This window comes from Bacillus sp. ISL-45 (assembly GCF_018613195.1).
Taxonomy (GTDB): domain Bacteria; phylum Bacillota; class Bacilli; order Bacillales; family Cytobacillaceae; genus Mesobacillus.
Genome location: NZ_JAGGQQ010000005.1, coordinates 396,470 through 407,800 on the forward strand (window position 1 = coordinate 396,470; position 11,331 = coordinate 407,800).

General features: G+C 43.6%; 12 protein-coding genes. 11 read left to right on the forward strand and 1 reads right to left on the reverse strand.

Annotated features, from left to right (window positions below):
• The first annotated feature begins 85 nt into the window (after positions 1–85).
• The 10 genes from J7E35_RS07450 (at position 86) to J7E35_RS07495 (ending at position 10,513) form a co-directional block, all read left to right on the forward strand.
• Positions 86–2,056 (forward strand): methylmalonyl-CoA mutase subunit beta, encoded by a 1,971-nt coding sequence (locus tag J7E35_RS07450; protein ID WP_251040809.1) that lies wholly within the window; start codon positions 86–88, stop codon positions 2,054–2,056.
• Positions 2,043–4,223, forward strand: a complete 2,181-nt coding sequence (scpA, locus tag J7E35_RS07455; RefSeq protein ID WP_214778453.1) for a methylmalonyl-CoA mutase — start codon at positions 2,043–2,045, stop codon at positions 4,221–4,223. Before J7E35_RS07450 ends, scpA begins: the two co-directional genes overlap by 14 nt.
• The gene (meaB, locus tag J7E35_RS07460; protein ID WP_214778455.1) at positions 4,223–5,350 is read left to right on the forward strand and encodes a methylmalonyl Co-A mutase-associated GTPase MeaB; all 1,128 of its coding nucleotides are present in this window, start codon (positions 4,223–4,225) and stop codon (positions 5,348–5,350) included. The genes scpA and meaB overlap by 1 nt, the downstream gene beginning before the upstream one ends.
• A 67-nt stretch (positions 5,351–5,417) precedes the next feature.
• Positions 5,418–5,615, forward strand: a complete 198-nt coding sequence (locus J7E35_RS07465) for a hypothetical protein (RefSeq protein ID WP_214778457.1) — start codon at positions 5,418–5,420, stop codon at positions 5,613–5,615.
• Positions 5,616–5,897: 282 nt separating this feature from the next.
• The gene (locus tag J7E35_RS07470) at positions 5,898–6,335 is read left to right on the forward strand and encodes a BrxA/BrxB family bacilliredoxin (protein ID WP_214778722.1); all 438 of its coding nucleotides are present in this window, start codon (positions 5,898–5,900) and stop codon (positions 6,333–6,335) included.
• A gap of 220 nt (positions 6,336–6,555) precedes the next feature.
• Complete coding sequence (locus tag J7E35_RS07475) at positions 6,556–7,347, forward strand: transporter substrate-binding domain-containing protein (protein WP_214778459.1); 792 nt, start codon at positions 6,556–6,558, stop codon at positions 7,345–7,347.
• A gap of 83 nt (positions 7,348–7,430) precedes the next feature.
• Positions 7,431–8,090, forward strand: coding sequence for an amino acid ABC transporter permease (locus tag J7E35_RS07480; protein ID WP_192470710.1), 660 nt, complete (start codon positions 7,431–7,433; stop codon positions 8,088–8,090).
• Complete coding sequence (locus J7E35_RS07485) at positions 8,083–8,805, forward strand: amino acid ABC transporter ATP-binding protein (protein ID WP_214778460.1); 723 nt, start codon at positions 8,083–8,085, stop codon at positions 8,803–8,805. Before J7E35_RS07480 ends, J7E35_RS07485 begins: the two co-directional genes overlap by 8 nt.
• Before the next feature lie 131 nt (positions 8,806–8,936).
• Positions 8,937–9,971 carry an aromatic acid exporter family protein gene (locus tag J7E35_RS07490; RefSeq protein ID WP_214778461.1) on the forward strand — a complete coding sequence of 345 codons (1,035 nt, stop codon included), beginning with the start codon at positions 8,937–8,939 and terminating at the stop codon, positions 9,969–9,971.
• A gap of 26 nt (positions 9,972–9,997) precedes the next feature.
• A complete protein-coding gene (locus J7E35_RS07495; protein WP_214778462.1) occupies positions 9,998–10,513 on the forward strand; it encodes a L,D-transpeptidase in 516 nt (171 codons plus the stop codon).
• Positions 10,514–10,555: 42 nt separating this feature from the next.
• Here the strand turns inward: J7E35_RS07495 and prli42 are convergent, their stop codons facing one another.
• The gene (prli42, locus tag J7E35_RS07500; RefSeq protein WP_023627413.1) at positions 10,556–10,651 is read right to left on the reverse strand and encodes a stressosome-associated protein Prli42; all 96 of its coding nucleotides are present in this window, start codon (positions 10,649–10,651) and stop codon (positions 10,556–10,558) included.
• Between the two features lie 265 nt (positions 10,652–10,916).
• On the opposite strand from prli42, the gene mce reads away from it, so the two are divergent.
• On the forward strand, positions 10,917–11,330 hold the full coding sequence (gene mce / locus J7E35_RS07505) for a methylmalonyl-CoA epimerase (protein ID WP_214778463.1): 414 nt from the start codon (positions 10,917–10,919) through the stop codon (positions 11,328–11,330).
• Position 11,331 lies beyond the last annotated feature (1 nt).

Sequence of the window (11,331 nt, forward strand, 5' to 3'; positions counted from 1 at the left end):
AAGGATTCGTATACTAAAATAAAGTAGAGTATAAAAATTAGAATTTTACTACAATTTTTGTGAAGGGGGGAAAGCTGTCTGAACTATGGACAGTAGGTTTATGACGATTGATAATATGAAAGCTACCTCGTTCAAAGATGCAACATTTGAAGATTGGCAGGAAAAAGCCGCAGCCTCATTAAAAGGCAAACCGATTGATTCTCTTTATACGAATACATATGAGAATATAACTCTAAAACCACTTTATACAAAAGAGGATCTTCCAAGTGAATTGGCAGGAGAACTGCCTGGTCAGCTTGATTATAGAAGAGGCATCCATTCTCTTGGATATCAGTCTGAGCCCTGGCAGATTGCAAACCGCCTTTTTTACTCTAATGTAGGCGAGTTGAAAGAGAAACTCGACAATGCGCTATCGAAGGGACAAACCGCCATTGCCTTTGACGTAAAACAGGAGTTGTTTTCCGATAACCGTGCATTCGTTTCCTTTATTTCTTCCTATAAAAATAAGTATCCATTGGCTCTGGACGCTGGTTTGTTACAGACGCCATTGCTTGCCGCATTGGCTGTTGCCGGAAAGGAATCTGGCAGTGCTGAAGGACTTTCAGGTTTCGTCGCAGGTGATCCAATTGCCGAAGCAGGTTTGCTTGGCGGACTCCCAGTCGGGGAAGATGAATTTTTTATGAAATGGGCAAAGATCCTTGAAGAAGCAGCACAGCAATTACCAGAAGTTAAGACGATACTAGTCAATAGTGCCCCATACCATAATAGCGGTGCTCATGCCGTGCAGGAGCTGGCTATTGCCGTATCTACCGGGGCTTATCTCCTTCAAAAGCTGCTCGACAATGGATGGGAATTAAAGAAAGCGTTATCAAAGATTGTATTCCATTTTGCAATTGGATCAAACTTTTTCATGGAAACTGCGAAGCTTAGGGCTGCCAGACTCTTGTGGAGCAAAACAGCAGAAGCTTTCGGAGCACAACCTGAAGATTGTAAAATGGTCATATCAGCTGAAACCTCGAAGTTCACAAAAACGATTTTCGATCCCTACGTGAATATGCTGAGGGTCGGCAATGAAGCCTTTGCTGCAGTTTTAGGAGGAATTCAGTACCTGCATAGTGGAAGCTTTGATGAACCAGCAGGAACTGTGAATCCTTTTTCGGAAAGGGTTGCCCGAAATACGCAGCTGGTGCTAAAATCTGAAGCTCATCTTGAAAAAGTGGCCGATCCAGCAGGCGGTTCCTGGTATGTCGAGTCACTGACAAAGGAACTGGCTGAAAAGGCATGGGAAGTATTCCTTGATATGGATCGTAGGGGCGGTATATATGAAACGTTGAAATCAGGCTGGCTCCAGGAACAGATTGCCCAGACAGCTGTAGTCCGTGAACAGGACATCGCTGCGCGTAAAAAGAGCATGGTTGGAACGAACGTTTATGCCAACCTTTCAGATGATTTCAGTAAACCTGCAGTCCAGGAGATCAAAAGCCATTACATGAGCGACTCACTTGATGCTACCATCAGTAAAATTTCGTCTGACAGCTCTCTGTTAGAGAGTTTTAAAGAAGTGGAACCAAGCTTTGCTCCATTGAAATTAAAAAGATTAGCTGAGCCATATGAAGAATTGAGGTTCAGGGCAAGGAAGCTGCAGGAAGAGGGTTTAGCGACAAAGGTCGGCTTGATTTGCCTGGGTGAACTGAAGAAGCATAAGGCAAGAGCAGATTTTATTTCCGGATTCTTGTCAGCCGGAGGGATTCTTGCTGAAAGGAGCGGGGAAGTGGACTCTATTTCAGCAGCCATTGATTTTATTAACTCGTCTGAAGCGAAACAGTTTGTGATTTGCGGCGATCAGTCTGCTTACAATTCTTTTGGGCCTAATCTGGCACAGGAGATTACAAATGAGCACGATGTCAGGCTTTATCTGGCAGGCATCCCGGATGAAAAACAAAGTGAATGGAAAACTGCCGGAATACAGGAGTTCCTGCATATGAGAAGCAATGCGTTGCAGACTCTGTCATCTATGCTTCAGGAAATGGAGGTGGATACAAATGCAAAAGCCTGATTTTACAAAAGTCCGTTTGTTTGCTGAGGAAAAGGAAGTCAGCAAGGAACAAGTGAATCAGCACATACAGCAGAACATCGATGATCTGTTATTCGAAACGAATGAGCAGATCAAGGTGAAACCAGTGTATACAAAAAAAGATGTAAAGGCATCCAAACATATGGAAGGCATGCCTGGCCTCCCTCCTTTTACGAGGGGACCGTACCCAGCGATGTATGTGAACCGGCCATGGACGGTAAGGCAGTATGCTGGGTTTTCGACTGCGGAAGAAAGCAACGCATTTTACAGGCGAAACCTTGCAATGGGCCAAAAGGGATTGTCTGTTGCCTTTGACCTGGCAACGCACAGGGGATATGATTCTGACCATCCCCGCGTTGAGGGTGACGTAGGGAAAGCAGGAGTAGCGATTGACTCCATTTTAGATATGAAAATTCTGTTCGACGGAATCCCGCTCGACCAAATGTCTGTATCCATGACTATGAATGGTGCTGTGCTGCCCATCATGGCGTTCTTCATCGTGACGGCCGAGGAACAGGACGTAACACAGGATCAATTATCCGGGACAATTCAAAACGACATCCTGAAGGAGTATATGGTCCGGAACACTTACATTTACCCGCCGGAAATGTCGATGAAGATCATTGCTGATATTTTTGAGTACACTTCAAAATATATGCCGAAATTCAATTCAATCAGTATTTCAGGCTATCATATGCAGGAAGCGGGTGCTCCAGCGGATATCGAATTGGCGTACACGCTCGCGGATGGTCTTGAATATGTCAGAACTGGCCTTAAGGCTGGAATCGATATTGATTCATTCGCACCACGGCTAAGCTTCTTCTGGGCAATCGGCATGAATTATTTTATGGAAGTGGCCAAGATGAGGGCTGCACGCTTTATCTGGGCAAAAATGATCAAGACATTCAGTCCGAAAAATGAAAAGTCGATGGCCTTGAGGACTCATTCTCAAACATCCGGGTGGAGTTTGACTGAGCAGGATCCATATAATAATGTTATTCGGACATTGGTAGAGGCACATGCAGCGGCAATGGGCCACACTCAATCATTGCATACCAATGCACTGGATGAAGCAATTGCGCTGCCGACTGATTTTTCCGCACGCATTGCCCGTAATACACAACTATTTCTTCAGGAAGAAACGGGGATTACGAAGGTCATTGATCCATGGGCAGGCAGTTACTATGTTGAGAGTCTGACAAATGCATTGATCGAGCGTGCATGGGAGCATATCGAAGAAATCGAAAGTCTTGGCGGGATGGCGAAAGCAATTGAGACCGGACTTCCTAAAATGAGGATTGAAGAAGCAGCGGCAAGGCGCCAGGCACAGATTGATTCTGGAAAAGAAACGATCATCGGCGTGAATAAATTTAAGCTGGACCAAGAGGATCCACTGGAAATTCTGGATATCGATAATACAGCCGTCCGTGCGAAACAGCTTGAAAGGCTTAAACAGCTGAAAGAAAACCGCAATGATGAAAAAGCCCAGGAAGCTCTGAATGATTTAACAAGAGCAGCAGAAACAGGCGAAGGCAACCTGCTGGAATATGCGGTAAGAGCTGCTCGCGAAAGGGCGACACTTGGAGAAATTTCAAATGCAATTGAAAAGGCAGCTGGAAGGCATAAAGCAATCATCCGATCAGTCAGCGGGGTGTATAGCACAGCGTTTACAAATGGGGAAGAAATTGCCGAGGTGCAGCAAATGACTGAGGAATTCCTTGAAAACGAAGGACGCAGGCCGCGCATCATGATTGCGAAAATGGGACAGGATGGACATGACCGCGGAGCAAAGGTCATTTCTACCGCTTTTGCTGATTTAGGTTTCGACGTGGATATTGGCCCGCTCTTCCAAACGCCTGAAGAAACAGCGATCCAGGCAGTTGAAAATGATGTCCATGCGATCGGAATCAGCTCTTTGGCAGCAGGACATAAAACATTACTGCCGCAGCTTGTGAAGGAGCTGAAAAAATTAGGCCGCGAGGATATTGTCGTCATTGTCGGCGGCGTGATTCCTGCCCAGGATTATCAATTCCTTTACGATAACGGAGCAAGTGCGATTTTTGGACCTGGAACGGTCATCCCAGTTGCGGCGCAGAAGGTTTTAAGGACCATTTATGAGCGTTTGGGCTATGAGGAAGTGTCGAGTTAATGCCAGATGAAAAGAAGCCAGAATGGTTCGATCCCAATAAGGCTGATTCGTTTTCAAGTGTAGTGAAGCCAGGAGTGGCGGGTGTAAATGCCGATAGACCGGCAGCGAAAGCCGGCCGTTTTGTTAAGAAAAAGAAAACTCCCAGTTTAGATCCGATGTCACTAGCGGATGAAATCAAGACCGGGGGCAGGACAGCACTGGCAAAAGGGATTACATTGATTGAAAGCAATGCTGAGCATGACTTTCAAACGGCCCAAACCCTCCTGCATAAGCTATTGCCTGAGTCCGGAAGCTCCATCAGGATTGGAATCACAGGTGTTCCTGGAGCAGGCAAAAGTACATTTATAGAAAGCTTTGGCAGCTACCTATGCGACCAAGGGAAAAAGGTCGCTGTTCTTGCGGTGGATCCAACCTCCAGCCTGACTGGAGGGAGCATTCTTGGCGATAAGACGAGGATGGAAAAGCTGGCGCGGAATCCGCGGGCATTCATCCGGCCATCTCCTTCAGGAGGGAAGCTAGGCGGTGTCCATCGGAAAACGCGGGAAACGATGCTGTTATGTGAAGCAGCTGGGTTCGATGTCATCCTTGTTGAAACGGTTGGGGTAGGCCAAAGTGAGGTTATTGTCAGGGATATGGTCGATTTCTTCATGCTCCTCGTCCTGACTGGTGCCGGAGATGAACTTCAGGGAATGAAAAAAGGGATCATGGAGCTTGCGGATGCGGTGATTGTGAATAAGGCAGATGGCCCAAATGAACAATCAGCGAAAAAAACGAAAGAAGAGTATAACCGGATCCTGCATTTCCTGCAGCCTGCGACAAAAGGGTGGCAGACCGCTGCCATGACCAGTTCAGCAATTCATAACAAAGGTATTGGTGAAATCTGGGAAACAATCACTGCCTTTGAACGGTTTACAAAAAAAAGCGGGATCTTTGATGAAAGAAGGAGACTCCAGACAAAAGAGTGGCTGAATGATATGATCATTGATCAGCTTCAGATGAATTTTTTTCAACATCCCTCCATTAAGAGTTTGCTTCCAAAAGTAGAAAACGAAGTTATTTCGGGAAACAGGCCAGTAGCTTCAGGTGTCGAGGAGTTATTTAGAGCTTTTTTTGGAGATGAAAATTAGCTGTTGAGGTATCAATACTTGAATCCCTCTAGAAGGACAAACTGGTTTGTTTATTTTGAATTTAAAAATGAATGTATACAGCTTAGTTGATTGGAGTGGAAGGCGCGAAGACTCCTGCGGGCTCAGCTGGACAGATGAGACCCCACAGGCGCCAACGGCGGCGAGGGGCTCATCGCCAGCCCCGCGGAAAGCGAAGCGCCTGGAACGGAAATCAACGGACAATTATAACAAGCTACAAAAAGAGAGAGGGTGCCCATATGTTTAAAGATTTTGGGAAACTCTCTTTTTCCACATTCGTATTCCAAGGCCATTTTCGGTATTACTCGTTATGTTCCATAATTCGAAAAGCATTACGTAATCAAGCAAAAAAAAGCGGACAACGGAATGTTCCGTTGTCCTTCATCTAGGGAGTTTAGGGGTATGGATCTAGCTGTATTGTTACCTTTCCCGGAATTCCTGAAAGTTAAACATACTTTGAAAAATTAATTTTAATTGGTATCATGTATTTATGTACCAGTTATTTTTCAGCAGAGGAGATATCGAATCGATGAGCATGGATTTCAATTTTTTTATGAATGATGTAGTCCGCCAGGCGCGCCAGGAAATCGTGGCAGCTGGATATACAGAATTAACCTCTAGTGAGGAAGTAGAACAAGCATTTGCTAAAGAAGGAACAACACTTGTCATGGTAAACTCAGTTTGCGGTTGCGCCGGAGGCATTGCCCGTCCTGCAGCAGCACATGCTGTTCATTATGATAAGCGCCCAGACAATCTTGTGACTGTTTTCGCCGGCCAGGATAAAGAGGCAACAGAAAAAGCACGAAGCTATTTTACGGGCTACCCGCCATCATCTCCATCTTTCGCATTGTTGAAGGATGGCAAGCTTTGCACAATGGTCGAACGCCACGAAATCGAAGGTCATGACCCAATGCAAGTAGTGAACAAACTGCAAAATGCATTCGAAGAATATTGCGAAGAAGTATAAGTTTTTTAAGAACTCCGGTTTTGCCGGGGTTCTTTTTTTATTGGTAAAATCCATATAATTTATATTTAAAAATATTATTGCATATTTATTAATATGTGTTAAAATACATTTTAGTTAATAAATATTAGTTGTTATGCAGAAAACTTTATGTTTAATAGCTGATATATTAATAAAGCTGTATAAAATTACAGAATGAATATTATAGGGGGAAAACAAACAAATGAAAAAAGTAATTTCAGTTTTTATGATGAGCGTGTTATTAATGGGAATTCTCGCTGCATGCGGGACAAGCACTGAAAAAACATCTGGGGCCGGCGGAGAAGAAAAGAAAGTCCTTAAAATGGGGACTTCAGCTGACTATCCTCCGTTTGAATACGTGGAAACAGCTACAAGTGATGAAATTATTGGTTTTGACGTAGATCTGGCAAATCTGATTGCAAGTGAGTTAGGGTATGAAGTGGAAATTAAGGATATGGATTTCAACGGTCTTATCGGTGCACTGCAGGCTGACCGCGTGGATTTTGTCATGGCAGGCATGACTCCAACTGCTGAACGTAAAGAAAACGTTGATTTCACTGATGTTTACTATACAGCGAAACATATGATTGTTTCTGCGAAAGACAGCAACATCAAAGCAATCGAGGACCTAAAGGGAAAGACTGTTGGTGTCCAGCTTTCGTCCATCCAGGAAGAAGAAGCGGAAAAAATTTCAGAAACAGTTGAAATTAAGATTGAGAAACGAACAAGAATCCCTGAATTGGTGCAGGAAATTAAAGCTGGCCGTATTGATGCAGCAATTATTGAAGATACAGTGGCAGAAGGATACTTCAAGAATAATCCTGATCTTGCTGGATTTACGATTGAGGATGGAAGCGAAGAAGAAGCCGGTTCAGCCATCGCGTTCCCTAAAGGAAGCAAGCTGACAGAGGAATTCAACAAGGTTCTGAAAGAAAAAATGGAAAACGGTGAAGTAGACAAATTAATCGTTAAATGGTTTGGCGGAGAAAAGTAAGAATCAATACAGGCGTTCAGGATGCTAATGTCTTCCGGGCGCCTTTCTCCTTTATGAAATAGACAGAGAGGGCTGTTAAGAGTATGGATCTTGATTTTACTGCCATCCTTCCTTCGTTGCCATATATCCTGAAGGGAATTGGCGTCACATTGAAAATAGTATTGGTAGCAGGGCTTCTGGGCTTTGCATTTGGAATCATCCTTGCAATCTTAAAAATTAGCAAATACAAAGCGCTCCATTGGTTCGCAGATGTTTATACATCCATCTTTCGCGGCACACCGCTCATTTTGCAACTGATGATCATTTATTACGGAGCTCCGCAGATTATTGGCTTTGAGATTTCATCCTACACTGCCGCGGTGGCGTCTTTCTCTTTGAATTCGGCTGCATATATATCGGAAATCATTCGTGCTGGAATTTTAGCGGTGGATAAAGGACAGAAAGAAGCAGCGATGGCTCTTGGTGTTCCGGGTAATCGTATGATGCGGGACATCATCCTGCCGCAGGCTTTAAAAAATATTCTGCCTGCATTGATGAATGAATTTATCACCCTGACGAAGGAATCGGCGATTGTAACGGTTATTGCAGCAAATGATATTATGCGGAGAGCGTATATTGTTGGCGGGGAGCAGTATAGATTTTTTGAGCCGCTAATATTTGCCGGCCTGATTTATTATCTCATGGTCATCTCCTTGACATTCATTGGCAAGCTAGTTGAAAGGAGAATGAGACAAAGTGATTAAAGTACAAACCCTTCATAAATCATTTGGCAAGCTGGAAGTATTAAAAGGAATATCCACTACCATCGAAAACGGTGAAGTTGTGGCCATCATTGGGCCATCTGGTTCAGGGAAATCGACTTTCCTCCGCTGCCTAAACTTGCTTGAACAGCCGACAAGCGGCCAGATTTTGATTGGCTCAGAAGATATTACCGACAAGAAAACGAACATTATGAAAGTCCGTGAAAATGTCGGCATGGTGTTTCAGCACTTTCACCTTTTCCCGCATATGACCGTGCTGCAAAACATTACGTATGCACCGATAAAGGTTAAAGGGACGGGCAAGGCTGAAGCTGATAAACATGGACTGGAGCTTCTAAGAAAAGTAGGACTCTCGGAAAAGGCAAATGAATATCCGAACAGGCTGTCTGGAGGCCAAAAGCAGCGGGTCGCAATCGCCCGGGCCCTTGCAATGAACCCTGAAGTCATGTTGTTCGACGAACCAACCTCCGCATTGGATCCGGAAATGGTCAAAGAGGTGCTTGAGGTTATGAAGTCCCTCGCCCATACCGGAATGACTATGGCAATTGTGACCCATGAAATGGGCTTTGCCCGTGAAGTCGCCGATCGAGTACTTTTCCTCGATGGCGGAGTATTGGTCGAAGATGCCCCGCCAGCAGAATTCTTCAGCAGCCCGAAGAGCAGCAGGGCAAAAGAGTTTCTAGAAAAAATGCTGTAAGACACTAGCCTCGCTTTTATAATGGATGACGAATCTGATAAACTAATGGATGATCATATCAAAAATGGTATGGTCATCTTTTTATTTGGTTGAGGTTTGTCTGAATAGATAGCCAAAGTCTTTCGTGTAGTATGCAGTGTTTGAACAGTATAAGTTTTTTGATAGGAGAATACATTGTGAAATTCAGAATTGGTTATCGGACTTTAAAAACAGCGCTAGGTACAGCGGTTTCCATCATCATTGCCCAGAACCTTGGCTTGGAGAATTATGTGTCTGCGGGGATCCTGACGATTCTTTGTATACAGGTGACAAAGAAGCGTTCACTCCAGGCTTCATGGCATCGGTTCCTGGCCTGTATTATTGCGATGGCATTCTCAGCGGTGTTTTTTGAGGGAATTGCTTACCATCCAATTGTCATCGGGTTGTTACTGCTGTTTTTCATCCCGACCGTGGTCATGTTTAAAGCAAAGGAAGGCGTAGTCACAAGCAGTGTCATCATCATGCATATTTACTCTGCGGAAAAGTTTACTGGACAACTATTGTTAAACGAGCTTGGAATTATTACGATTGGAATAGGTGTGGCATTGATCATGAATTTGTATATGCCGAGTGTCGACAACAAGCTGGAGGAATACCAAAGAGAAATTGAAGCCCAATTCAAGAAGATATTCAGCGAAATTACACTTTACCTTAGAAAGAATGATTCTAATTGGGATGGCCGGGAGCTGACCGAGACTGCGACGCTTATTGAAAAGGCAAAGGCACTTGCCATCCAGGACGTAGAAAATCATTTTTTAAGAGATGAAAATTTGTATTATCAATATTTTAGAATCAGGGAAAAGCAATTTGAAATCATTGAAAGAGTTCTTCCTTCCATCACTTCAATTCCGCAGCATGTTGAACAGGCTAATATTGTTGCTGAGTTTGTCGAGTCGCTATCCAAAGGGATTCACCCTGGTAATACAGTTCTTATTTATCTGGAAAAATTGATGAGGATGAAAACGGAGTTTGAGAATATGGAGCTTCCTAAAACAAGGGAAGAGTTCGAAGCGAGGGCCGCACTTCTCCATTTTGTTAATGAAATGGAACAATTCCTTTTGTTGAAACGGTCATTCAAAGGACTTAAGACAAGTGAGGATAAAAATGAAGCGGCCGTGACAAACTAACGGAAATAGACCACGGGGGGATTAACATGCCAGTGTTTATTTCTATGCTTCTAGCAGCATTCATATTTTCACCTATTTGGCCGCTTGGAACAAATCCGCTTCCTGGAGATCCATTTGTAATTGTGAATAAACAGACAAATGAAGTGGCACTGATCAATGAGAACAGAGTCCAGACGGTGGTCAGCGCAGCAACTGGCAAATCAGATGAGCTGACACCCGAAGGTTTATTTACCGTCACTGTCAAAGCTCCTGACCCTTATTACCGTAAAAAGGATATCCCGGGCGGTGACCCCAGCAATCCTCTTGGCAGCAGGTGGATTGGGTTCGATGCAGAGGATACGGATGGCCGAACATACGGAATCCATGGAACAAATGACCCCTCTAGTATCGGGAAAAAAATATCCCAGGGCTGCATCCGCCTTCAAAATGAGGCAGTCGAATCATTGTATGAATACATACCATTAGGAACAAAGATTCTAGTAACTTCTACTTCTAAAGATTTTATAGAATTAGGTAAAGAATATGGAGCAATCATCGAATAAAAAGGGCTGTCAGATGACAGCCCTTTGATTTATTTATAGTTATTATAGGAATGTTGATAATCCCATAAGAAGGGTTGAAGCAAGCATAGTAAAAAGCATGATGTAAACTACGACCTTCCTGATATTTGGCTTACGCATAAAAGAAATCCCCCTTCCAAAGCTTTCGCTATCTATCACTACTATTTTACAATCATCTGATGAATTCAACAACCCTTTTAAGAGATGCATTTATACCAACCTTCGAGGGAATTTATGATAGTTTAGAAATATAATGACTTAATTATTATGTCAATGATAATTTCCCCATGAACGGTATTGTTCGTTGAAATTAGAAGGAATTGTGACATTTTTGTCGAATATTAAAACAGTTAAATATATTTAAATAATATTTGGAGGGAATTACATGATTAAAAAGGTCGACCATATCGGCATTGCTGTCAAATCTATTGAGCATGCCCTCCCATTTTATACAGAGGTGCTGAAGCTACCATTGCTGGGAATCGAGGAAGTAGACAGTGAGAAGGTCAAAGTAGCTTTCCTGAAAGCGGGAGAAACGAAGCTTGAGCTCCTTGAACCTTTATCTGGAGAAAGCGCTATCGCTTCCTTTATCGAAAAACGTGGGGAAGGAATCCACCATGTTGCCCTGGGCGTAGATTCGATCCAGGAAAGAATCAATGATATGAAGGAAAATGGAATCAAAATGATTCAGGATGTTCCTAAGAAAGGTGCAGGGGGAGCGTTAGTCGCATTCATGCATCCAAAATCGACAGGAAGCGTTTTATACGAACTTTGCGAGAAGAACGGGGAGGCTGAATAGA

Coding starts and splice junctions, on each gene's coding strand:
- J7E35_RS07465 (WP_214778457.1), top strand. CDS start 5,418: ATGAATGTATACAGCTTAGTTGATTGGAGTGGAAGGCGCGAAGACTCC.
- scpA (WP_214778453.1), top strand. CDS start 2,043: ATGCAAAAGCCTGATTTTACAAAAGTCCGTTTGTTTGCTGAGGAAAAG.
- prli42 (WP_023627413.1), bottom strand. CDS start 10,651: ATGCGTAAGCCAAATATCAGGAAGGTCGTAGTTTACATCATGCTTTTT.
- J7E35_RS07480 (WP_192470710.1), top strand. CDS start 7,431: ATGGATCTTGATTTTACTGCCATCCTTCCTTCGTTGCCATATATCCTG.
- J7E35_RS07475 (WP_214778459.1), top strand. CDS start 6,556: ATGAAAAAAGTAATTTCAGTTTTTATGATGAGCGTGTTATTAATGGGA.
- meaB (WP_214778455.1), top strand. CDS start 4,223: ATGCCAGATGAAAAGAAGCCAGAATGGTTCGATCCCAATAAGGCTGAT.
- J7E35_RS07470 (WP_214778722.1), top strand. CDS start 5,898: ATGAGCATGGATTTCAATTTTTTTATGAATGATGTAGTCCGCCAGGCG.
- mce (WP_214778463.1), top strand. CDS start 10,917: ATGATTAAAAAGGTCGACCATATCGGCATTGCTGTCAAATCTATTGAG.
- J7E35_RS07490 (WP_214778461.1), top strand. CDS start 8,937: ATGCAGTGTTTGAACAGTATAAGTTTTTTGATAGGAGAATACATTGTG.
- J7E35_RS07450 (WP_251040809.1), top strand. CDS start 86: ATGGACAGTAGGTTTATGACGATTGATAATATGAAAGCTACCTCGTTC.
- J7E35_RS07495 (WP_214778462.1), top strand. CDS start 9,998: ATGCCAGTGTTTATTTCTATGCTTCTAGCAGCATTCATATTTTCACCT.